Here is a 22772-nt window from a genome sequence, read left to right on the forward strand (position 1 = left end):
CGCATGAATCTTTGGATGCGGGGCACGCCTATTCAGAACAATTTCAGGCCAAAGGCGCGTTTGATCTCCCCGAGAACAGCATCGGCTTCTTCTTGTGCCTGCTCACTGCCCTGTTTCAGGAGTGCCACCAGCTGGGCTTTATCCGCCATGTACTCCGCCCGCCTTTCATGGATCGGCGCGACCAGCGTCTGCAGGCAATCTGTCAGGATCTGTTTGGTGGTCCCATCCCCCAAACCACCCGCCTGATACTGCTGCTTTAATTCGCTGACATAAGCGGAATCCGGGTGAAATGCATCCAGGTAGGTGAAGACCACATTGCCCTCCACACAACCCGGATCTTCAATCCGCAGATGGTTGGGGTCGGTGTACATCGACTTCACCGCCCGCGCAATCGCCCGATCATCCGAATCCAGGTAAATACAATTCCCCAAGGATTTTGACATCTTGCTCTTGCCGTCCGGTGCCGGTAACCGGGGCATCTCACTCAGCAAAGGGCGGCATTCAACCAGGATATCTTCCCCAACGATTTGATTGAGTTTGCGGACAATCTCGTTGGTCTGCTCCAACATCGGCAGTTGATCGTCCCCGACCGGCACCAGAGTCGCCTTAAACGCCGTGATATCGGCGGCCTGGCTTATGGGATAGGTCAGAAACCCGGCCGGTATCGACGCACCGAACCCCTTGCCCTCAATTTCATGCTTGACCGTCGGGTTACGCTGTAAACGGGCCACCGTCACCAGATTGGCATAGTACATCGTCAGCTCGGCCAGTGCCGGGATCGCCGACTGCAGGCAGATCCGGGTCTTCAGCGGATCGATCCCAACGGCCAGATAGTCCGCCACAACATTGAGAATATTGTCGGCGACTCTGCGCGGATGATGGCCGTTATCGGTCAGGCCCTGCATATCAGCCACCAGAATCGTTTGCTGATAGCGATGCTGCAACGCCACGCGCTGTTGCAGGGAGCCGATAAAATGGCCCAGATGTAACTGGCCCGTCGCCCGGTCGCCGGTCAGGATTTTCTCAGCCGTTTGAGATTTCAGGGAAGCTTGTTGCTGATGGTTCATGATCATACTCCAGGTTAATTCCGCCGGAGACACCATCAATGAGTTGATTCAATCGCTGCCTGCCGGCGGCTATTGAATACACGTGATCCAGCGCCGCTCTATAACACAGAGCGCCACCAGGAATTTGCGATGAAAAAAGCAATAGAATTCATATTCATGCCGACAAAATACCAAGGAGACCAGGAAGATGCAACCATGAATACAACAAGTTGCATTTACATTTCGTAGTCTACAGATTCGGGCGACAAGTTACAGCAACGCACTAGCTAACACACGAATGTAGCAGATAACTTCTGATACCAATCACAGTCAGTAAATGTTCAAAAATAGCGTAGAAAAATACCGAGGGCGAGGCAGAACTTTTCGAGAAGCCGTTACCCTATAATCAAAAAATCTAACGCGGTGGTTGAGTATTTCAACAAGCCAGGATGACCCGTGATTGACGACAATGGGTGCTACATTGGCAGAGCTCAAAAAGGTGGAGCTCTGAAGCGAGGCTGACGCAATGAACGCAATAGGCTTACACTAAAAGGAGGGTCCACCAGTCCTTAGCCGCCATGTCGCGAAGTATTATCAAGCAAATACCGAACATGCTGACCACATTACGCATGTTTTTAGCTGTGCCCATTTACTTCTTTATCCTGGAGCGAAACTTTACGACCGTTCTTTGGATCATCGCGATCGCCGGTTTGAGTGACGGACTGGATGGCTGGCTTGCCCGAAAATTAAAAGCGCTGAGTCACTATGGCGCAATTGTCGACCCGTTGTCCGACAAAGCCATGCTACTCTGCGCCTATATTGCGTTCGTACAAATTGAGCTATTACCGCTCTGGGTCTTCGCCATGATAGTGATTCGGGATATCATCATTCTGCTCGGTGCAGCTCTGTTCTATCTTTGCTTTGGGCCTTATCGGCTTGCGCCCAGTTTATGGGGAAAAGGCTGCACCTTGGCACTGATTGTGCTGGCCTTGCTCATCATTAGCCAACAGCTGCTGCCACAGATTCCCGAACAACTCATCTCCGTTGGGCTCATGGCAGTCATATTCCTTATCACCATCAGCGGCACCCACTATATCTATAACTGGGCTGCAAAAGCACACATGCTATGGAAGAGCCCCCCCCCACATCGATAGTTCACACCTCAGTCGTGTAAATATTTTCGTTTATAATCTGACGCTTTAGCAAAGAATATCATCGGGATAATCAGCAAAATTATACCGGGCAAGAAGATTAAGGATTCGTGTACGAGCAACTGATAGACACTGATTCCAAGAAAGGCCCCCAACAATAGCAAAATAACGCCATGCACAATAGGATGACGAAATGAGAAAATTGCATACAAACGTACCACTACGACACCTCAATCAACTTTTGATTTCTAACTAAGGCGGCAACAAACCCCGCAAATTAAATCCCCAAAAGAATGGTTCAATTTTTATGATCACCCGCCACCAGCCGTTCCATGCATTTCACTCTTCAGTAACAATATAGTCGTTAATTGTGAGGTTAGTTCAGAAAGGTGGGTGAAGGCTTGCTTATCAAACATAATAAAATAAGGGATACAAGCTTCCGGACGTTCAGCCCGGAGCAAGTAGAGCAACTTCAGCGTGTTTTGGCTTTTAGCCAGGACAAAATCACTGGCCCACTGCGGTAAAACAGCAGCGCTGATAAGATCAGGCAACAGCCCAGAAATTTATGTATCGGCATGGTCTCGCCATACCAAAGGATACTCAGAACCACTGTCCATACCGGCTCTAATACCATAATAATCGCAGCATTGGCTGCCGTACTATGCTTTTGCCCGGTGGTCTGCATCACATAGCGTAAGCTGGTTGCTAACAGGACACTCATCGCAAACCAGCCCCAAGTCGATAACAAAATGGTTTCCGGCCAGGTTTCAAAACTCAGCGAAGCCACCCAACCAATCATACCAGTGACAAAGAGCTGAATGCAGGTCAGCAGTAACGGGGGGACATGCCGGACAACGCGGCTGTTGACGTTAAAGTGCAGCGCCAGGGTCAACGCTGCGCACAAAAACCACAACTGACTGGCGGACTGCTGCCACCCCGCCCCACCCAGTGCCAGCAACATCAGTCCCCCGACGGCAAGTGGCAACGACCACCAGAACATTCGGGGCGGACGCTGACGAAACAGGGGCCAGGCGATCAGAGGCACAAACAACATGGAGAGGCTCATAATGAACGCGCCCTCACCGAGCGTCTCACTCACCGAGATAGAAAAGATCCACAGCAGCAGTGAGCACCCGAGCAGGCACCCAACACCCATGGCCCGGATCAGCTCGCGGCGTTTCACCTGCTTGAGTGCCGAATAACAAAACGGGAGCAAGCACAGTGAAGCCAGCACAAAACGAGCACCAATAAAGCCAAATGGCGGTAAGCCCTGGATCGCTTCTTTGGAGAAGATCCACCCGGCAGCGGCCAACATGGTTGTTGCGATTAAAATAAGATCAGCGCGGCGATCCAAAGTCATAAATACCCACTCAAACGAGCGTCATGAAAAGTTGTAAAAAAAACATTCTATCGCCAAGAGGTATAAAAAGTAACAACCATTTTTCAATCGACACAACGAAAAAAGCCAGCGAAATCCGCTGGCTTTGATACAGGACTATGCGTCGTTAAGTGTTAAGCATTGACGGATTGCTGACTCGCTTCGACGGCATTGGACACTTCAATCGGCAATGTCTGCTGCACATAACTGCCAGGCGCGGGAGCCAGAGCCGGGTAATTTTTATTGCCCAACTCACGTCCATCAACTGGCTCTGCCGAATCATACTGAGCCAACCAGGTATTCCAGTGATTCCACCAAGAGCCGTCCTGACGTTGTGCAGATGCCAGCCAAGCCTCCGGATCATCAACAACTTTATCACTGGTGTAAAAGCCGTACTTGTTCTTCGCCGGGTGGTTCACAATTCCCGCAATGTGGCCGGATTCACCCAACACAAAAGTCAGCTTGCTGCTCAGATTCTTCGCACCACGGTAAGTCCCCTGCCAGAGTGCAATATGGTCTTCCTGAGTCGAGATAAAGTAAGCCGGTACTTTGATCTTAGACAGGTCAATATTCACCCCGCCCACTTGATACCCTTTCGGGTCAACCAGCTTGTTCTCAAGGTAGAACTGACGAAGCAAGGTACTATGACATGCCACAGCAACATTCGTACTATCACCATTCCAGTACAGCAAATCGAAATCGATCGGGCTGTTCCCTTTCAGGTAATTGTTAATGTAGTAGTTCCAGTAGAGACTATTTTCACGCAAGAGGCTGAATGTGACACTCAATGAGCGCCCATCCATATACCCTTTGGCCTCATTCTGCGCTTCAATCGCGGAGATGATCGGATCATTGATATAAGCGCCGATTTCTCCCGGTTGTGAAAAGTCCAGCAGCGTCGTAAAGAAAGTGGCCGACTTTATGCGGTTACGCATCCGCTTACCGGCATAATACGCCAACGCAACAGCTAGCAGCGTACCACCAATACAATAACCGGCAGCATGAATCTGCTTTTCACCGGTAATGTCTTCAACCGCATCAACGGCCTTGACCACCCCATCAAGGACATAATCTTCAAAGTCGACACCGGCCATGCTGACATCCGGGTTGCGCCAGGACATCATAAAGACCGTATGTCCTTGCTCGACCAGCCAACGCACCATGGAATTATTCTCACGAAGATCCAGAATGTAGTACTTATTGATAAACGGCGGAACAATTAACAACGGGGTTGCATTCACCTGCTCAGTCAACGGCTTGTATTGAATTAACTCAAACAAGTCATTTTTGAAGACCACCTGACCTTCCGAGTTCGCCACGTTCACCCCAAGCTCGAACGCACTATCGTTGGTCATGCGGATCTTCAGCACATCAGCACTGGCCTTCATGTCTTCCTGTAACAGTTCCATCCCTTTCGTCAGGTTTTCACCGTTCGTAGCCACCGTCAACTTCGCGAGTTCAGGGTTAGTCGTAATGAAATTCGTCGGGGACAAGGCATTAATCGCCTGACGGGAAAAGAAGTGCAAACGCTCTTTGGCTTTGTCATCTATGCCCTCTATCGAGTCGATTGTTTGCTTCATCGTATTGCTAAACAGCAGATAAGACTGTTTGATATAGTTATAGAACGCTTCACTTTCCCATGCCGGATCAGTAAAGCGTTTATCATCTTTTTCGGGCTTGACCAGATCGGCGTCATCACCATTTTTCAAGGTGACGTTCTGCCAGATCTTCATCTGATTTTCCCACCATTCCATTTGCGCTTGCGCTAAAACAGATGGCTGCGCTGCAGCTTTTTCGAGAAACTCGATGCTGTCTTCTAAATTAATTTCATTCAGCGCTTTATTAAGGGGAGAGTTCATGGCTGCCTTGCCAGATTCAAGTTCCTTCCACCATGCCTGGTTTATGTCTTGGAGCTTGGCAAAGTAGTCCGCAAAGAAGTTATAGTTCATTACAATGACCTCAGTGTTAGGACTAAAATAGCCGCCCACGGAATGGGGCGGCTGAGTGGTCATTTCACTTATGCTGTTGGCGTGGCTTGCTTTACATTTTCCGCAACCAACTCTTCCACCTCAGTTTTGAAAGACTGAGCAATCGCATTGAACTTATTGCTGTCATCAATCAGCTGCTGAGACAGTTTTGTCAACGATTCCAGTTGCTGGCTGTTGTACTCAGCAAAAGACTGCAGATCTTTCACTTCGCTTACAGCTTTGAGCTGAGAAATCCCAAGGTCGCTATACGCGCGAACTGCTGCCAGTTGCAGCTCTGTCAGCTCTTCAATATTCTTGGTGAACACTTTGTTGAACTTCACGTATGGTGCCAAAGATTTTTCAGTCTGCTCAGAGAAAGATTTAAACATTTCCGTATACATAGCGGTTTCCTTCAATTAGAAAGTATCAATGGAGTACCCGATCCATCAACTGAGGCCCGGGCACAAACAAAATATTTAGGATTCAACGTTCTTTAAGACAATAGCCGTGCCCATACCGCCTCCGACGCAGAGCGTCGCAAGCCCATGTTCAGTACCTCGACGACGCATCTCATGAAGAAGACTGACGATAATTCGATTTCCTGACGCACCCAGCGGGTGACCCAGCGCAATCGCACCGCCATTCACGTTCGAACGCTCGGCTAAATCTTCGACCTGAGTATCCAGCTCATCTGCCAACTCATGCAGCACACCCAGTGCCTGGCCAGCAAACGCTTCGTTAAACTCGAACAGGCCAATGTCACCAATAGTCAAGCCTGCTTTGTTCAAAGCTTTAGTCACAGCCGGTACAGGGCCGAGACCCATGACTTCCGGTGCGACCCCCGCTTGGGCGTAGCTTTCAATTTCAGCCAATGGTGTCAGGCCATATTTTTGCACTGCGGTCTCAGAAGCAACGATGATGGCGCTGGCGCCGTCATTGATACCTGAAGCGTTGCCCGCGGTTACACTACCGCCTTCTTTCTTAAATGCCGGGCGCAATTTCGCCAAGCCTTCAATGCTGGCATCAGGTTTAGGATATTCATCGGTATCGACCAGATTGGTCTTGCGACGAACTGTCACTTCAACCGGCACAATTTCGTCAACAAATTTACCCTGCTCAATGGCTGCAACCGCTTTTTGCTGACTGGCCAGTGCAAAGTTATCCTGCTGTTCACGAGTCAGGCCCACTTTTTCGACCACGTTTTCCGCAGTCACACCCATGTGGTAGTTGTTGAAAACATCTGTCAAGCCATCGTTAATCAGTAGATCCGCCAGCTCCAAGCCGCCCATTTTCTGACCGTCGCGGATCGATGCCGGGACAGTGAACGGGATTTGCGACATGTTTTCAGCACCGGCCGCCACGACGAGTTCGGCATCACCGGCTTTAATATGCGCCGCAGCGTCCATCACGGTTTTCATCCCGCTCCCGCAAACCATATTCAACGTGTAAGCCGGCACCTCCTGAGGAACACCGGCGTACAGCGCCGCCTGGCGACCCGGGCCCATGCCTTGGGCGGCACTGACCACATTACCCAGAATCACCTCATCCAGGTTCGCCGGGTCGACATTCGCCTGCTCCAACGCTGCTTTAATCGCAGTCGCAGCTAGACGGGAAGCCGACACTGCTTTCAGTGAGCCGTTAAAGCTCCCCAAAGGGGTACGCTTTGCAGCAACAATATAAACTTTAGTCATTTTTGCGTCCTTTCAATTCGATCACCGAAGTCACAGATTAATGCATGTACAAACCGCCATTCACAGACAGGGTCTCGCCTGTGATGTATGCTGCGGCGTCACTGGCAAGAAATGTCACGGCTGCGGCGACTTCACTCGGTTCCGCCAGACGCTTCATCGGGATTTCAGCTTTAATGGCGTCCAGCACTTCCGGCTTGATCGCTTGGACCATCGGAGTCCCGGTATAACCCGGGGCAATCGCATTGACCGTCACGCCAAAACGCGCCCCTTCAGCAGCCAGGGCTTTGGTAAAACCAATCATACCTGCTTTCGCAGCTGAATAATTTGCCTGACCAAACTGGCCTTTCAGGCCATTCACTGAAGAAATATTAATAATGCGTGCATTACCCTTGTCGCACATGGATGCGAACAGTGGGTGTGTAACGTTATACAAACTATTGAGGTTGGTTGTAATGACCTCATGCCATTGCTCTGCAGTCATTCGCTTGAATGTTGTGTCTCGAGTAATCCCTGCGTTATTAACAAGAACATCGACAGCACCTTCTTCTGCTAATAAGCTCGCCAACGCTTCTTTGCAATAGGCTGTATCAGTAACATCCAGAGGAAATAACCTAACTTGGTCTTCTGAATAGTTATTTTCCTGAAACCATTGTTTCGCTTTTTCTTCCCCACTCGGGAAATACGTTGCAATCACACGATACCCAGCGTCGACTAACGCATTTGTGATTGATGATCCAATACCACCTTTCGCACCAGTTACTAATGCTGTTTTGCTCATTACAGAAGACTCCATTCCATCATTGATGATGCTATTACTGCCTTGAAAATAAAAAGCGAGTTGCATTCAGTTTCAAGGATTAACCAACCTAATTGAACTACCTGATTATTCCTAAACTTTAATGCATCGTATCGGTCAATTAAGTCATTACCGTGACCTTCATATTGCATAAATATTATAAGAACACACAGGCATACCAATATCAACACACAGCATCAATGGTCGTACCAATATTCCACTACAGAATTTACACTTCAATACACAACCATTTCATTACTCAATAAATTCCTTTTTCAAAAATAACTAATGCATTAATGGTGCCAGGTTATTTAAAACATAGAATTATTCATTTATCTATGGAGATAGACAGCATCATTCATGAAACATTCATATCTCTTGCACTTATTTAATACGCAAATGCACAATATGGGTGCCAGGTTCAACGTCAATTATTCGTCAAATTAATAAAACCAACGATACTATTTTATAAAGCACATCATTATTCATTCAGTGGGTATCCTCGTTTTAATAAACGTTAAGTCTAAAAAAACATTTTATATATCCAGTTATTATTTAAAAAACCCAACTATTGATAGGTGTTTTAAAAATATTTTTATCTTTTTTGTCACCTCCAACGTGGGAACAAGCGCCCAGAACCAGATGCCGATCGATCCAGGCAACCGCCAGGATAATCACCTGTTTCTTGCTGTTCAGGCTTGAAATCACCGTCAGGTAACCCTATGAACAGGCTATAATTCACAGCACAGGCTCCGTGATGAACAGATCTTGCGCTATCAAACAAAATAACCACCACCATAATGGCTGGACTGAACTATCGGCCGGTATTCTGGTCACACAATTCACCTTTTAATTGATGGCTTTATAGTTAAAGGACTCAATTCATTTATGTTAACGTCGACGTTTCAACGCCTGCAGGCCTACCTGGACAGCCAGGTAATTGGTCAACCTGATCTCATCAAGCAACTGTTGATAGCCCTCCTGGCCGATGGCCATATCCTGGTCGAGGGGCCGCCGGGTCTTGCCAAGACCCGGGCTGTGAAAGTCCTGGCCGATTGTATTGAAGGCAGCTTTCACCGGATCCAGTTCACCCCGGATTTGCTCCCTGCAGACTTAACCGGAACGGACATCTTCCGTCCGGAAACCGGCGAGTTTACCTTTCAGTCCGGACCGATTTTTAATTCTCTGTTGCTTGCCGATGAAATCAACCGGGCGCCGGCGAAAGTTCAGGCGGCCATGTTAGAAGCAATGGCGGAGAAGCAAATCACAGCCGGGCGGGAAACATACAGCCTGCCGGCGTTATTTCTGGTCATGGCAACCCAAAACCCGATTGAACAGGAAGGCACCTACCCGCTCCCGGAAGCACAGCTTGATCGATTCCTGCTGCAATTGAATGTGGAATATCCGGATGCGACCAGTGAGCTGGAAATCCTGCGTCTGAACCGTGGTGAAGCAATGGGCGCCCGGAGTGTCGAACCTGTGCAACTCACTCAAAAAGAAATTTTCGCGGCCCGCCAGGAAGTGCTGAATATTCATATGGCTGAAGAAGTGGAGCATTACATCATCCGGCTAACCATGGCAACCCGTGAGCCGGAACGCTACAGCGATCAGCTGGCCAGCTGGCTGCAATTAGGGGTCAGTCCACGGGCAACCCTGGCGCTGGATCGCTGTGCTCGTGCCCATGCCTGGCTCAGTAATCGGGATTTCGTCACCCCGGAAGATGTACAGCAAATGACTTACCCAGTATTGCGCCATCGCCTGCTGCTTAGCTACGAAGCCCAAGCAGAGGGCATCGCCACTGACACGCTGATCAGCCAGATCATCGAACAGGTCGCGTGCGCATGACAGAGACATCCGTGACACCGGCTCTGCCGCCCCACAGTGATGGCGTGAACTTATGTCTGGCCGAACTGCTGCAATACAAGAATCAGGCTGTTCGCTGGTTACCGCCGGCGCAAAGTATCTGGTCGCAGCTCAACGGCCAGCACTTAAGCCGAAAGAAAGGCCGTGGGATGAACTTTTCGGAAGTTCGTCCCTACCAGCCGGGTGATGATATCCGGGCCATCGACTGGCGCGTTACCGCTCGCACCGGAAAAACACACACCAAGCTATTTACCGAAGAGCGAGAGCAACCGGTAATGCTCCTGATCGATCTGAGTCAGAACATGCACTTCGGTTCAATGCTGCTGCTCAAGTCTGTTCAGGCTGCCCACTTCGCCAGTTTGCTCAGCTGGCTTGCCGTCAGTGAGCAGGATCGGATCGGCGCGATCATTTATACCGGCTTTCAACTCATCGAATGTAAACCGACGGCGCGCCAGCAAGGTCCGCTGCGGGTGATCAATGCCCTGATTGAAGCGCACCGCCATCAGGAGCCGGAGCAGGTACCGGTGGATTTCGCCGCAGCCCTGAAGCACCTTCATCACCTGTGCCCGAAAGGTAGCGATATTGTAGTGATCAGTGATTTTTACTTGTTGACTGCTACAGACAAACACCGCCTGAGCCAGCTGCGCCAACACAACCGGATCCGGTTTGTTCAAGTTTCAGACCCCCTGGAACAGGGGTATACCCATTTCAGAGGAACCGAGCATGTCAGGGATAACCATCAGGCGCTATGGGTCGATTTTTCAGCGAAAGACACCCGTCAGCAGCTTCATGACCAGTACCACCATCACCAGCAATTTCTCCACAACCTGGCCCACAGTCTGGCGATCCCGGTCCATCACCTGTCGGCAGCACAGCCGTTAATGTCTCAATTAAATCCTTCAGGAGTCACCGCATGACTGAGCAACCAGCGGTCAACAATATGGCTTCCACTTTGCCCCTGGCCGACATTCATCTGCCGCAAGCCCCCGGATACTGGCCTCTCGCCTGGGGATGGTGGGTGTGCGGGATCATTGCCTTGTGCCTGCTCGTCAGCGGGCTGTTTGTATTGCTTCGCACCATCCGCAACAATCGAGCCAAGCAAAGAGCACGAAGGGAAGCCCTTCGTCGACTGAAAACCTACACGGATCCCGGCACTCTCAACGCCATTAACTTATTGCTGCGACAAACCGCAATGTCCTATTACTCCCGCCAACAGGTTGCCAGCCTGACCGGTGAGCAATGGCTGATTTTTTTAGATCGCCATTTAACCGATGACCAGCAAGGGTTTTCGAAATTATCAGAGCCCTGGAGCCAGGGGCTCTTTTCCGGTCAGGCATTAGAACCTCAGGATTTCCAGCGTTGCTATCGGCAAGCCGAGCTGTGGCTAAAAAACGCCCAACTACCCTCTCCACGATTGCAGCAACCGAACGTGACAGAGGGTGCCCATGTTTGAGTTTCTCTGGATTTGGGCCTGGACTTTGCTGCCCCTGCCCGTGCTGGTTTATCGCTTCACCAAACCGGTGACTCAGCCAGTGGCCATTCGCCTTCCCAAGCTTCCGGAAGGGATTGGTCAACAACAGCCAAATACCCGCTGGCGAAAGATCCTGGCCGGCATTGCCTGGTGCTTGCTGATCAGCGCACTGGCCCGCCCGGTCTGGTATGGCGATCCAATTAAAATCAATCCTGAGCACCGAGACATGATGTTGGCAGTTGATCTGTCCGGATCGATGTCGATCGAAGATATGATCACCCCGGACGGTGAAACGACGGACCGCCTGACTGCCGTCAAGCAAGTCCTCGGTGACTTCATCGAAAGACGTCAAGGTGACCGATTGGGATTGGTGCTGTTTGCCAAACATGCTTACCTGCAAACACCCCTGACTTTTGACCGGGATACCGTCAAGCAGCAACTAAGCAGGAGCGTGTTAGGTTTGATTGGCCAAAGTACCGCAATTGGTGAAGGGTTGGGGATCGCTGCCAAAACCTTTATCGACAGCCAGGCCCCGCAGCGAGTGATTATTTTACTGAGTGACGGCACCAACACTGCCGGCGTGCTCCAGCCCATTGAAGCGGCTGAGCTAGCAGCGCGGAGCGATGTCACGATTTATACTGTCGGGATTGGTGCCGAGGCTCTTGAGCAACGGACCTTCTTTTCAACACGGACCGTGAATCCGTCGCAGGATCTGGATGAAAAGACTTTAACCGAAATCGCCAAACTCACAGGCGGACAATACTTCCGCGCCAGAAATCCTCAGGAGCTGGAACAGATTTATCAGTTAATCGATCAAATGGAACCTATCAACACCGCGCAACAAACCTGGCGTCCGCGTCAGGAGCTTTTCCGTTATCCACTCGCCATAACCCTGCTGCTCACAGTGCTGCTGGCCCTGTTAAGGAGGCGCCATGGCTGAATTTACTTTTCTGTATCCCGAATGGCTGTGGGCATTGCTGCCGCTCGGCGCACTTCTACCCTGGCTGGCCCGCAACAAGGGGCAACAAACAACACTTATTGCACCTCACCTGACCCGACAATTTGGTGAGCTGTCACCCTCGTCTTCCAGCCGTACGGTGATGGGATTAACAGTCGTCTGGTGCCTCAGTGTGCTCGCACTGGCCGGACCCAGCTGGGAAAAAGCCGAGCTCCCAGCTTATCATCTCTATGGGGCGCGAGTATTGGTTCTGGATATGTCCCGCTCCATGTATGCCACTGACGTCAGCCCCAACCGGCTGACTCAGGCACGATTCAAAGCCTTGGATATGCTGCCCGGCTGGACCGAAGGGAGCACCGGCCTGGTCACCTACGCGGCGGATGGCTATATCGTCAGCCCACTGACCCGTGACAGCAGTACTCTGGCCAACCTAATCCCCTATTTATCCCCGGACATTATGCCGCTTCAAGGCAGTAACGCTGCAGCCGGGATCAGGGAAGCCATCAACCTGCTCAAACAAGCTGGCCATCCAGCAGGCGATATCATTCTGATCACCGACGGGCTGAGCAAGCAGGAATCGGAGCAAGCACAGGGTTTACTCAAAGGCAGTCGCTACCGCCTCTCCGTACTGGCCATCGGTACCCGCCAGGGCGCGCCCGTGCGCTTACCGGATGGGCGCCTGCTGACCAACAGCCGGGGAGAGACAGTCGTTGCCAAGGTCAATCTCGACACACTGCTCCCGCTGACCAAACAAACAGGAGGTCAGCTCCAGCTGTTTCAATCCACCAACCGGGATGTGGAACGTCTGATCGCAGCGACCGCCAAACCGCAACATAGAACAGATCAACAGCAGGAGAAAACGGTGGAAGAGCGAATCAATAATGGGTTCTGGCTGATTATTCCATTGGTTATTTTGTCACTGGCCGGATTTCGCCGTGGCCTTGTGATTGCTGCGCTGATGTGTCTGGTACCCCTGGACCCGGCCATGGCCTCCCCTTGGCAAAATGCAGATCAACAAGGTCACCAGGCCTACATGGCGCAGGATTATGAAGCTGCGGCGGGGCTTTTTACCCAACCACAATGGAAAGGTGCCGCGCAATACAAAGCGGGCAAATTTACCGAAGCGATTGAAACCCTCAAGCCCCTCACCGATGTTCAATCACGCTACAACCTGGGCAATGCCTACGCCCAGTCAGGTCAGTACGAGCAGGCAATTTCAGCCTATCAATCGGTCCTTGAGCTTCAGCCGGATCACGCCGATGCCCGACAAAACCTAGAGCTGGTGAAACAGCAACAGCAACAGCAACAGCAACAGCAACAGCAACAGCAACAGCAACAGCAACAGCAAGATGAAAATCAAAGCTCGGATCCGAATCAAACCGATGATGAGCAGAAGTCAGAATCACCAGACGACAGTCAGCAGAATCAGCAGAATCAGCAGAATCAGCAGAATCAGCAGAATCAGCAGAATCAGCAGAATCAGCAGAATCATAACAATGGCTCTCAACAATCCGGTCAAGACCAGGGAGCAGGACAACGGCAACCTCAATCGGCTAACAATTCTGAAGCCGCATCGCAAACTCAGCCCGAACCCTCTACTGCAACGCAACGTTCAGAAGAGGCCAAAGCGCAGAGCAAAGGCCGCTCAGCCCCTGAGCCACAACAGACTGAAGAAGCCGCAGGCGAACAGCAGCCAACAGGCAGTCATGCTGAATCCGATGATGAAGCGTCGCCAGGGCCGCTCTCTGCCAGCGATCCGGTGTTGAAAAAGCTAGAGCAAATTCCGGATGATACCAGCGCCCTGATCCGTGCCCAGTTGTTACTACAAGCGCGCGAAAAACAGGCTCCGCAAGAAACTGAGAATTCATGGTAAGAAGATGATGAGAAAGATCGCCCCCAACGCACGAGCACTTCGGCATCCAAGCTGCCCCGCCAGCTTTGCCTGTTGGATTTTACTGGCGCTGATGACCGTTATCAGCCTGCCAGCTTATGCTGCACAAGCAGTGGCCACTGTGTCCAAGACCCGAGTGGCCGTCAATGAAGTATTTCAGCTGACGATTAGTATCGACGACAGCGTGAGTGCCAATGCTTTGGATTTATCAGTACTAGATAAAGATTTCCATGCTGGTTCGCCTGCAACCAGCAGCCGAACCAGCATGATCAACGGCGTCGTTACCCGGCAAACAGAATGGCGTATTGCACTGGCAACCAAGGCGGAAGGTCAGTTTACCATCCCCAGCTTTCGGATTGGCGCAACCAGCACTGACCCAATTGTCATTACCTCGGAGCAAAGCAGTACGCAACCCCTCGTCGAGCCGGACATCACAATCAGCACTGAGATTGATAAACAACAGCTTTATCTGGGTGAAAGCATACGCTATACCGTTCGCCTGATGATTGGCGAGCAAATGAGCCAGGCGACCCTGGTGCCGCCAGCGGGTGATGGGCTAGAGGTGAAACAGATCGGTGAAGATCGCCAGGCGGAGCCGGTGCTTAATGGTCGCCGGTATCTGTCAATCACCAGGGAGTATCAGATCACGGCCCACGAACCTGGCCAGCATCAGCTCCAAGGCGCCGAGTTTCGCGGCAATGTCTTAAAACAAGGTCGCGGGTACGGCTCAACCCTGCGGGTCCCGGTTGAAAAGCAAGCAGGCGATATCACGCTGGACGTGAAGGATATTCCACCCGGTTATACCGGACTCTGGTTACCGACAGAAGATTTACAGCTAACGCAACAGTGGCAGCCTGAAAGCGACGAGATTCGGGTCGGCGACCCCATTACCCGGCTCATCACGCTTAAAATGAAACATACCGAGCAGAGTAAAATGCCTAATCTGTCGTTGGACTATCCCGGATCGGTCAAGGTCTACAATGAAAAGCCTGTTTACAGCACAGTCAATGGCTATACGCTCATGACGCTGAAACAGGTGATCATTCCCCGTGAACAAGGCAACCTGAACCTGCCTTCCCTGACCGTCAACTGGTGGAACACCACAACCAGCCAGCAGGAAACCAGCCAACTAAACGGCCTGACACTGTCGGTATTACCGGGTGATCCCCTGAACAACCTCGCCCTCCCCCAAGACAAATCGACACTAGGTCAACCCGCGTTTCAAGTCACCCACCCGGCACCTGAGATCATCAACGATACCGGCTGGTGGCCATGGCTGACAGCCCTGTTTGCCGCCCTGTGGCTTCTCTCAACCGGGCTGTGGCTGAACGCGCGTTTCGGCGACAAGAAAAACGCGACACCATCCGCACGCCCAGTTTCCGGCCCCACACCGCTTGAAGGCATGCGCCGGGCCGTCCAGGCCAATCACCCCATCCAGGCTCAGATGTACTACCAGCAATGGCGCCGGCACCAGGGCGAGCACCCATTGCGAGAGCAACTGGAACAAGCCGTCAATCAAATGCTGGCAGCACACTACCAGAAGCCATCCGATGCAGGCCCCGCAGACTGGAGCAACCATACCTTGCTCAGCCTGATCGACTCGATTAACCAACAACGGCCCAAGCAAAAAACACAACCCAAGCACCATTCGGTACTGGAACCCTTAGTGCCCGAAAGATAACTTGAATGATTTAATATGCAATACGGGTTATTCATTAGATGCAAAAAGCTCACCTTCGCGTGAGCTTTTTTAACATTCAACAGCCTTGTTTCATTAATATGTTAACGGTTATTTTCCAAACAGGCTGATTGCATCTGAACTTACTGGTCTTAGCTCAAAAGCGTGTTAATCACTTGTAAATCGATGGTATATGAAAAGAAAGGTGGAAAATAATCGTATTTCCTGTTAAAAAACGTCTCGGAAGCGAAATTTAATCCTTCCGTAACATATTATAAAATGATGCAGGACGTAATATGAACCAATCACAACCTTTTCTCGCCCGTGTTGCCAATGGCAGCCTGGTGATTCAAATCCTTATCGGTATTGTCGCCGGTATCGTGCTCGCTTCGGTTGCTCCGGAATCTGCTGTGAAGGCTGGCTTCCTGGGTAGTCTGTTTGTCAGCGCGCTGAAAGCTGTTGCCCCGGTACTGGTGTTTATCCTGGTTGCTTCTTCAATTGCCAACCAGAAAAAAGGCGCCCATACCAATATGAAGCCAATTATCATGCTGTACCTGTTCGGTACACTGATGGCATCACTAACCGCGGTTACCATGAGTTTCCTTTTCCCTACTCATTTGACTCTGGTAGCCAGTGCGACCGGTACCACGCCCCCGGAAGGCATTACCGAAGTTTTGAACACACTGCTGTTCAAGATTGTTGATAACCCAGTTAATGCTCTGATGACCGGTAACTTCATCGGTATTCTGGCCTGGGCAATTGCGCTGGGCTTCGCCCTGCATCAAGCCAGTGAAGCAACAAAACAGGTATTCCACGATGTCTCCAACGGGATCACCCTGATTGTTCGTTTCGTGATCCGTCTGGCTCCAATCGGTATCTTTGGTTTAGTGGCGAACACCTTCGCTGAAACCGGCTTTGCAGCCTTGGCCAGCTACGGTCATCTGCTGGGTGTGCTGCTGGGCTCTATGCTGATCATCGCCCTGGTCGTGAACCCGTTGATCGTTTTCTACAAAACCAAATCCAACCCATATCCGCTGGTCCTGCGTTGTATCCGTGAAAGTGGTATCACAGCATTCTTTACCCGTAGCTCTGCGGCGAACATTCCAGTAAACATGCAACTGTGTAAGGATCTGGATCTGCACGAAGATACATATTCTGTATCCATCCCACTGGGTGCAACCATCAACATGGCCGGTGCTGCGATCACCATTACGGTACTGACGCTGGCTGCCGTACACACCATGGGTGTAGAGGTTGATCTCGCGACAGCTGTTCTGCTGAGTGTTGTCGCCGCTGTATCTGCTTGTGGTGCATCCGGTGTTGCTGGTGGCTCACTGCTGCTGATCCCACTGGCTTGTAGCCTGTTCGGTATCCCGAACGACGTCGCGATGCAGGTTGTCGCTGTTGGCTTCATCATCGGTGTGATTCAGGATTCTGCAGAAACTGCTCTGAACAGCTCGACAGATGTTCTGTTCACAGCAGCGGCTTGTAAAGCTGAAGAAGCTAAAGTCGCCAACGCTGAAACAGCAAAGTCGTAATTCCGACAGATACAAACTAGAAAAGGCAGCCGATGGGCTGCCTTTTCTATTTCTCTGGGTCGGAACTCGATATTACTGGTTCAAGTCTTCCAGTTTTTCCGTCAAACCTTCAGCCTGTGCAGAGACCTGATCTTTCGCATCTTCCAACAAATCCTGAACTTCTTCTACCGGACGAGAATCCACAAAATCTTCAATTTGGTCTTTATAAGTCACACCGATATAAACACCGATGCCAACCAGCAGTAACATTATGTATTTAATCATAATTTTCTCATAATTCTATAGATAACCCGACGCAGGCACCCGCTTTTACCTCATGACAAAACCCAGGAACTCGCCGCCAGCGTCGCGCAATTATACTGACTATATCGACCAAAACAATATAAATCAGTAAGTTAGATACGAAGGCTACAGTCATCCCCTCACTCAGACGAGACGCCTACTGCAGAAGGCCGTCTTCACCTTATCATCAGCTTTAGCCGAATCATTCTATAGCTTATTCGCATCCCTAACAATTTGAAACAATTTGTTCTAACGGCATGTAACTTTTATTTGACAAGTTCGAAGCCATTTTCATACTTAATTACAGGAGTTTAATTCAAAATATGGACTTGACGGACCAGTGTGAACACCTTTACTTTAACAATAATATAACAAGACAAGGACGAAAAGATGACATTACCGCTGCCCACAGAACGCTTAAGGGACACCCTCATGACACAGGCTTTACCACATGAAATGTTATTAAAATGGGCAGACGAGCGCCCGGATGACCTCTATCTCCGCCAAATCAAGAACCGGCAATTTGTCGACTTCACCTATGCAGAAGTGCTTGACCAAGCACTCCGTCTGGTTAGTGCGTTACGGAGTATGGGCATTCAACCGGGCGACCGGGTCGCGCTTATCTCAAAAAACTGTGCCGAGTGGTTCATCACAGATTTAGCCCTTATGCTTGGCAGTTATGTCAGCGTCCCGATCTTTCCGACCGCTGGTCCCGACACCATTGAGCACTGTATCAGTCACAGCGAATCAAAAGCTTTGCTCATCGGTAAGCTCGATGATAACAAAGCCACAGCAGCAGTCCTGGAAAATCACCCGGACATGCCAACCATCGCCTTCCCGTATCCCAACATGCTACCCTGTCAGTATCAATGGGAGACGCTGCTGGCCGAGTTTACCCCCAGCGAGGAGCGTCCGGATCACAAACCGGACGACCTGATGTCCATTGTCTACACCTCCGGTACCTCCGGCCTGCCGAAAGGGGCACTGCTGACATTCGGTGCCTTTGCCTGGACGGCACAACGCCTGATTGATCACATCGGGATGCAGGAAGATGAGCGCCTGTTCTCGTACCTGCCGCTGGCCCATATTACAGAACGCGTCTACATTTACGGATCATCTGTGATGGCGGGCATCCAGGTGGCCTTCCCGGAATCGCTCGAGACCTTTATCGACGATGTCAAAATGCACCGCCCCACCCTGTTTATCTCCGTGCCCCGGCTCTGGACCCTATTCCAACAGCGGATCCTTGAGAAACTGCCACAGCACAAACTCAACCTGCTGCTCAAAATTCCGTTTATCTCCGGGGTGATCAAGCGCAAACTGGCCGATGGCCTGGGGCTGGACAAAGCTCGCGTGCTGGGTTGTGGCTCCGCGCCGGTGTCTCCGGCACTGCTGCGCTGGTATGAAAGTATCGGGCTCAACATTACAGAGGCTTGGGGGATGACCGAGTCCTTCGCCTACAGCACCCTGAACCACCCGTTCCGTAGTGAGAAAATTGGCACCGTCGGCAATGCCGGCCCTGGAATCGAGCTCAAAATCGCCGAAGATGATGAAATCCTGGTCAGAGGCGCTGGTATGTTCTCCGGCTACTACAAGAATGAAGAAGCCAGCAAAGCCGCCTTCAATGAAGAGGGCTGGCTCCACACGGGTGATATCGGATTCCTTGATGATGAAGGTTATCTCACCATTCAGGGCCGCAAAAATGACACCTTCAAAACTGCCAAAGGTAAGTTTGTTGCACCCGTCCCGATTGAAAAACGCCTATTTGAGCTGAGCAACATTGAGATGATGTGCGTGATTGGCTCCGGCCTGCCTGCGCCAATCCTGCTGGCAATCCCGCATGATTTCCCGAATTTTGATCGCGAACGCTATGAGCGCAAGGCGCACCATGTCATTGAAACCATCAACCAAGAGCTGGAATCTCATGCGCAAATTAAAGGGGTACTGATGATTAAAGAGCCCTGGAGCATTGAAAACGGCATCCTGACCCCAACGCTGAAAATCAAACGTCACCTGTTAGAGAAGAAATATCATGACATAGGTGCCAATTGGCCGAAGGGACAACTGGTTCAATGGGAAGAATAAAGTAACTCGTTCCCCCATCACCTCAAAGCCGCCTGTACAGGCGGCTTTCATATTTTCCCGAATGGTCGGATACGCATCAGTGTACACCGAGGCTACGCTTTCTCTTCATAAGTAATGATTGACACAATCGCTCCCAGCGGATCAGCAATCGCGCACATACGGCCAACGCCGGGCACATTCATCGGCGGATAAACCGCTTTTCCGCCCTGAGCTTCAGCTTGCTCCAGGATAACATCCACATCATTGACGGTAATATATGTTCCCCAATGATTCGGAATATGCTCGTACCCTTCCGGTTTGGCCATAATCCCCCCTACGGCTTCGCCATCGGCTTTAAGCACATGGTAAACCCCGTCGGGCATTTCCATCGCTTCCACCTCCCAGCCAATCACATCGGTGTAAAAAGCAACCGCCTTGACCGGATCATCCGTCATTAATTCTGACCAGCTAAATGCGCCGTGCTGTTTAAATGGATTGTGCATTTGCATCTCCTTCTGCTTGTTGTCAGTACATATCATTAACAGTAGACAAAATCGCCACACTGCCCAGCGCTAATTGATCCATTTCCTTCCAAGGCCCTGTTACTTGCAGCAATGCGCGAATCCATTACCATATGTTTATCAACGGCTGTGGCAAGGAAGGCGCAATGACTGCTCACAGAGCACTTCACTATCATTTACAGCAAGCATTGGATGCATATCAAAGTCCAGTGCGCACTAACTATCCGCTGCATCACCAACAGGTTTCGAACCTCGAAGCCGCCATTTATTTCCTCAACCTGGCACACCAACAGCAACCTGAACACTTGAGCACGCTGCTCACCCTGGCAACCCTGCATACCTTTCAAGGCGACATCGACACAGCAATCGCTCTCTTCCGCCAGTGCCTGATACGGTGCCAAAGCACGCCAGAACACCGCAGGGTACTGACTTATTTAATAGCCTGGCATCATTACCAGCATGATCATCAGTCGGTGGCAATTACTTTGGCCCGGTTACGACAACTCAGCAGTCAATCCGCGGGGTTTCTCGACCGTGTTCTCGGCCAAATCGAGCGCATCCTGACTCAGCCCATCCAAAGTAACGCCGAGGAGCCTCTACACCCAAGAACACCAAACAGCCACGCGCTCATTACACTGGGGTATAAGCTCCAGCCGGACGGCACCCTGGCCCGCCCCTTGCGCTCCAGGCTGAATTTGACGAAAAAGCTCTCGCTGCTGTATCCCACCAGCGCGATAGTTGTGACCGGTGGCGCGCCGCAGCAAGGACACACCGAGGCGCAGCGAATGAAGCAGTGGCTAATTGAAAATGACGTTGATGGACAACGCATCATTGAAGAAGGTCTGGCAACCAGTACCATCGACAATGCCCGCTTCAGCCTGGCACTACTTCATCAGCACGGTATTCGGCAGGCGACCGTGATCAGTCATGCCGCGCATGTACAACGATCACAACTACTATTCCAGTTGTTGCAGCTCGATTCAAACCAGCCAACCATCACCGTTGATCACTGCGCACTACCGGAGCCTCACATCAATCAACGCAGTCAAGCTAAAGCCATCAAACGGAACTGCTACATTGATGCGCTCCGGGCTATCGGACTGCCTGCCTTTGATTGCCCGCCATTTGTCAGCCTTTGATGGCAATTGTCAGGGATTATTCTGCAGCTTAATACAAAAGTATTAAGCACATGATTTGATAAGCACACTGCAAAATACTAATCTTAACGCATAAGGTATATTTACTTCTATTCAACAAGTTGTGCGGGGGATATTTTGGCTCAGACACAGATTCGACATATCCTCATCGTGGATGACCACAAGTTTATCCGAACAACCTTGCAAATCACGATAGAGCAGCTAGGTGATTACTCCTGCTATCAAGCTAAAAGTGGTGATGACGCAATTGCCACGCTGAATCACACGCCGCAGATACAGCTCATCTTCTGCGATCTCAATATGCCAGATGAAGACGGGATTACGTTTCTGACGCGTTTAGCTAAATTACGCAGCGAAGTAAGAATTGTTCTCATCAGCGGAGAAGATAAAGAAGTCCTTCAGTCTGCCCAGTCTTTAGGCGGTAAATTTGGGCTAAACATCATTGGCATCGCTGAAAAGCCGGTGACATCCCAAAGGGTTCAACACTTAATTCAATTGGCGGAAACCTCTCCCTCAACCAAATCTGCAGTGCCCAGTACAGCATTCACTGAAGCGGACTTAAAAGAGGCTTTATCAAACAAAAACGTAATTTGTTTTTTTCAACCCCAGGTCCAGTTGAGCAATCGCCGTGTGATCGGGTTTGAAGCCTTGGCGCGAATTCGCCACCCGCAGAAGGGCCTAATAACACCCAATTTATTTATTGATCTAGCAGAAGAACTTGATCTAATTGATCAAGTGACAACGCAGGTAGTTCAATACGCGCTCTCCCATTTCAACACGTGGTACACTGAACAGGATTTAACGCTGTCGCTCAACTTTTCTGCCAGCACCATGGCATCTGATAATTTCCCGGATTGGCTATCTCGCATGGCCAAGACTTACCACATCGAGCCTGAAAGGATTATCTGTGAGCTCACAGAAACAGTGCTCTCCAATAATCCTCATGAGCTCATCCGAAACCTGCTCCGGTTGCGACTGATGAAGTTCAAGCTTTCTATCGACGATTTCGGTACCGGCTACGCTTCTTTAGAGCAACTGCATGAGATCCCATTTAATGAAGTCAAAATTGATATGTGTTTTGTACGGGACTTCCTGAACAATACACGATCACGTACCGTCGTCACGAACTGCCTTCAATTGTGTTCAGAAATGAATATAAAAACGGTTTCTGAAGGCATAGAAGATCAAGCCACTTTCACGGCTTTGGCCAAGCAAGGGTGTGACTACGGACAAGGCTACTACATTTCCAAACCTCTGTATGCCAGTGATGTTAAGACATTTCTGAACGAATATGCTGCAACCTCTGAAATAAATTAAGAC

19 protein-coding genes are annotated in these 22772 nt (G+C 50.5%); 11 read left to right on the top strand and 8 right to left on the bottom strand.

Annotation, left to right across the window (positions count from 1 at the left end; translation table 11 throughout):
- Positions 1-32 precede the first annotated feature (32 nt).
- A complete protein-coding gene (trpS, locus tag NNL38_RS17375; protein ID WP_255391691.1) occupies positions 33-1067 on the bottom strand; it encodes a tryptophan--tRNA ligase in 1035 nt (344 codons plus the stop codon).
- A gap of 590 nt (positions 1068-1657) precedes the next feature.
- Between trpS and NNL38_RS17380 the strand changes: the two genes are divergently transcribed.
- Positions 1658-2200, top strand: coding sequence for a CDP-alcohol phosphatidyltransferase family protein (locus NNL38_RS17380; protein ID WP_255391692.1), 543 nt, complete (start codon positions 1658-1660; stop codon positions 2198-2200).
- A gap of 469 nt (positions 2201-2669) precedes the next feature.
- On the opposite strand, the gene NNL38_RS17385 is transcribed toward NNL38_RS17380, so the two are convergent.
- The 5 genes from NNL38_RS17385 to NNL38_RS17405 form a co-directional block, all read right to left on the bottom strand.
- Positions 2670-3557 (bottom strand): DMT family transporter, encoded by an 888-nt coding sequence (locus tag NNL38_RS17385; protein ID WP_255391693.1) that lies wholly within the window; start codon positions 3555-3557, stop codon positions 2670-2672.
- Positions 3558-3709: 152 nt separating this feature from the next.
- Positions 3710-5524 carry a class I poly(R)-hydroxyalkanoic acid synthase gene (gene phaC, locus NNL38_RS17390; RefSeq protein WP_255391694.1) on the bottom strand — a complete coding sequence of 605 codons (1815 nt, stop codon included), beginning with the start codon at positions 5522-5524 and terminating at the stop codon, positions 3710-3712.
- A gap of 68 nt (positions 5525-5592) precedes the next feature.
- Positions 5593-5943: a phasin family protein gene (locus NNL38_RS17395; protein WP_255391696.1), complete on the bottom strand. Its 351-nt coding sequence runs from the start codon at positions 5941-5943 to the stop codon at positions 5593-5595.
- 75 nt (positions 5944-6018) lie between these two features.
- Positions 6019-7233: an acetyl-CoA C-acetyltransferase gene (locus tag NNL38_RS17400; protein WP_255391698.1), complete on the bottom strand. Its 1215-nt coding sequence runs from the start codon at positions 7231-7233 to the stop codon at positions 6019-6021.
- Positions 7234-7270: 37 nt separating this feature from the next.
- Positions 7271-8011, bottom strand: coding sequence for an SDR family oxidoreductase (locus NNL38_RS17405; RefSeq protein ID WP_255392272.1), 741 nt, complete (start codon positions 8009-8011; stop codon positions 7271-7273).
- A 906-nt stretch (positions 8012-8917) separates the two neighbouring features.
- Between NNL38_RS17405 and NNL38_RS17410 the strand changes: the two genes are divergently transcribed.
- The 7 genes from NNL38_RS17410 to sstT all read left to right on the top strand — a co-directional run bounded on the left by NNL38_RS17410 (position 8918) and on the right by sstT (position 17428).
- A complete protein-coding gene (locus NNL38_RS17410; RefSeq protein WP_255391699.1) occupies positions 8918-9874 on the top strand; it encodes an AAA family ATPase in 957 nt (318 codons plus the stop codon).
- A complete protein-coding gene (locus NNL38_RS17415; RefSeq protein ID WP_255391700.1) occupies positions 9871-10809 on the top strand; it encodes a DUF58 domain-containing protein in 939 nt (312 codons plus the stop codon). Before NNL38_RS17410 ends, NNL38_RS17415 begins: the two co-directional genes overlap by 4 nt.
- On the top strand, positions 10806-11345 hold the full coding sequence (locus NNL38_RS17420) for a DUF4381 domain-containing protein (RefSeq protein ID WP_255391701.1): 540 nt from the start codon (positions 10806-10808) through the stop codon (positions 11343-11345). Before NNL38_RS17415 ends, NNL38_RS17420 begins: the two co-directional genes overlap by 4 nt.
- The gene (locus NNL38_RS17425) at positions 11338-12303 is read left to right on the top strand and encodes a vWA domain-containing protein (protein WP_255391702.1); all 966 of its coding nucleotides are present in this window, start codon (positions 11338-11340) and stop codon (positions 12301-12303) included. Before NNL38_RS17420 ends, NNL38_RS17425 begins: the two co-directional genes overlap by 8 nt.
- On the top strand, positions 12296-14194 hold the full coding sequence (locus NNL38_RS17430; protein WP_255391703.1) for a VWA domain-containing protein: 1899 nt from the start codon (positions 12296-12298) through the stop codon (positions 14192-14194). Before NNL38_RS17425 ends, NNL38_RS17430 begins: the two co-directional genes overlap by 8 nt.
- Positions 14195-14198: 4 nt before the next feature.
- A complete protein-coding gene (locus tag NNL38_RS17435) occupies positions 14199-15893 on the top strand; it encodes a BatD family protein (protein WP_255391705.1) in 1695 nt (564 codons plus the stop codon).
- A gap of 293 nt (positions 15894-16186) precedes the next feature.
- Positions 16187-17428 carry a serine/threonine transporter SstT gene (sstT, locus tag NNL38_RS17440; RefSeq protein ID WP_255391706.1) on the top strand — a complete coding sequence of 414 codons (1242 nt, stop codon included), beginning with the start codon at positions 16187-16189 and terminating at the stop codon, positions 17426-17428.
- A 72-nt stretch (positions 17429-17500) separates the two neighbouring features.
- On the opposite strand, the gene NNL38_RS17445 is transcribed toward sstT, so the two are convergent.
- A complete protein-coding gene (locus NNL38_RS17445; protein ID WP_255391707.1) occupies positions 17501-17692 on the bottom strand; it encodes a YtxH domain-containing protein in 192 nt (63 codons plus the stop codon).
- 474 nt (positions 17693-18166) lie between these two features.
- On the opposite strand from NNL38_RS17445, the gene NNL38_RS17450 reads away from it, so the two are divergent.
- Positions 18167-19795: an AMP-binding protein gene (locus NNL38_RS17450; RefSeq protein WP_255392273.1), complete on the top strand. Its 1629-nt coding sequence runs from the start codon at positions 18167-18169 to the stop codon at positions 19793-19795.
- A 92-nt stretch (positions 19796-19887) separates the two neighbouring features.
- Here the strand turns inward: NNL38_RS17450 and NNL38_RS17455 are convergent, their stop codons facing one another.
- The gene (locus NNL38_RS17455) at positions 19888-20277 is read right to left on the bottom strand and encodes a VOC family protein (protein ID WP_255391708.1); all 390 of its coding nucleotides are present in this window, start codon (positions 20275-20277) and stop codon (positions 19888-19890) included.
- 164 nt (positions 20278-20441) lie between these two features.
- Here NNL38_RS17455 and NNL38_RS17460 point away from each other — a divergent pair, with 164 nt between their 5' ends.
- Together NNL38_RS17460 and NNL38_RS17465 are read left to right on the top strand one after the other, a co-directional pair.
- The gene (locus NNL38_RS17460) at positions 20442-21434 is read left to right on the top strand and encodes a YdcF family protein (RefSeq protein ID WP_255391709.1); all 993 of its coding nucleotides are present in this window, start codon (positions 20442-20444) and stop codon (positions 21432-21434) included.
- Between the two features lie 135 nt (positions 21435-21569).
- Positions 21570-22769: an EAL domain-containing response regulator gene (locus tag NNL38_RS17465; RefSeq protein ID WP_255391710.1), complete on the top strand. Its 1200-nt coding sequence runs from the start codon at positions 21570-21572 to the stop codon at positions 22767-22769.
- The last annotated feature ends 3 nt before the right edge of the window (positions 22770-22772 follow it).

This window comes from Photobacterium atrarenae (genome assembly GCF_024380015.1).
GTDB lineage: Bacteria > Pseudomonadota > Gammaproteobacteria > Enterobacterales > Vibrionaceae > Photobacterium > Photobacterium atrarenae.

Coding starts and splice junctions, on each gene's coding strand:
- trpS (WP_255391691.1), bottom strand. CDS start 1,067: ATGAACCATCAGCAACAAGCTTCCCTGAAATCTCAAACGGCTGAGAAA.
- NNL38_RS17380 (WP_255391692.1), top strand. CDS start 1,658: ATGCTGACCACATTACGCATGTTTTTAGCTGTGCCCATTTACTTCTTT.
- NNL38_RS17385 (WP_255391693.1), bottom strand. CDS start 3,557: ATGACTTTGGATCGCCGCGCTGATCTTATTTTAATCGCAACAACCATG.
- phaC (WP_255391694.1), bottom strand. CDS start 5,524: ATGAACTATAACTTCTTTGCGGACTACTTTGCCAAGCTCCAAGACATA.
- NNL38_RS17395 (WP_255391696.1), bottom strand. CDS start 5,943: ATGTATACGGAAATGTTTAAATCTTTCTCTGAGCAGACTGAAAAATCT.
- NNL38_RS17400 (WP_255391698.1), bottom strand. CDS start 7,233: ATGACTAAAGTTTATATTGTTGCTGCAAAGCGTACCCCTTTGGGGAGC.
- NNL38_RS17405 (WP_255392272.1), bottom strand. CDS start 8,011: ATGAGCAAAACAGCATTAGTAACTGGTGCGAAAGGTGGTATTGGATCA.
- NNL38_RS17410 (WP_255391699.1), top strand. CDS start 8,918: ATGTTAACGTCGACGTTTCAACGCCTGCAGGCCTACCTGGACAGCCAG.
- NNL38_RS17415 (WP_255391700.1), top strand. CDS start 9,871: ATGACAGAGACATCCGTGACACCGGCTCTGCCGCCCCACAGTGATGGC.
- NNL38_RS17420 (WP_255391701.1), top strand. CDS start 10,806: ATGACTGAGCAACCAGCGGTCAACAATATGGCTTCCACTTTGCCCCTG.
- NNL38_RS17425 (WP_255391702.1), top strand. CDS start 11,338: ATGTTTGAGTTTCTCTGGATTTGGGCCTGGACTTTGCTGCCCCTGCCC.
- NNL38_RS17430 (WP_255391703.1), top strand. CDS start 12,296: ATGGCTGAATTTACTTTTCTGTATCCCGAATGGCTGTGGGCATTGCTG.
- NNL38_RS17435 (WP_255391705.1), top strand. CDS start 14,199: ATGATGAGAAAGATCGCCCCCAACGCACGAGCACTTCGGCATCCAAGC.
- sstT (WP_255391706.1), top strand. CDS start 16,187: ATGAACCAATCACAACCTTTTCTCGCCCGTGTTGCCAATGGCAGCCTG.
- NNL38_RS17445 (WP_255391707.1), bottom strand. CDS start 17,692: ATGATTAAATACATAATGTTACTGCTGGTTGGCATCGGTGTTTATATC.
- NNL38_RS17450 (WP_255392273.1), top strand. CDS start 18,167: ATGTTATTAAAATGGGCAGACGAGCGCCCGGATGACCTCTATCTCCGC.
- NNL38_RS17455 (WP_255391708.1), bottom strand. CDS start 20,277: ATGCACAATCCATTTAAACAGCACGGCGCATTTAGCTGGTCAGAATTA.
- NNL38_RS17460 (WP_255391709.1), top strand. CDS start 20,442: ATGACTGCTCACAGAGCACTTCACTATCATTTACAGCAAGCATTGGAT.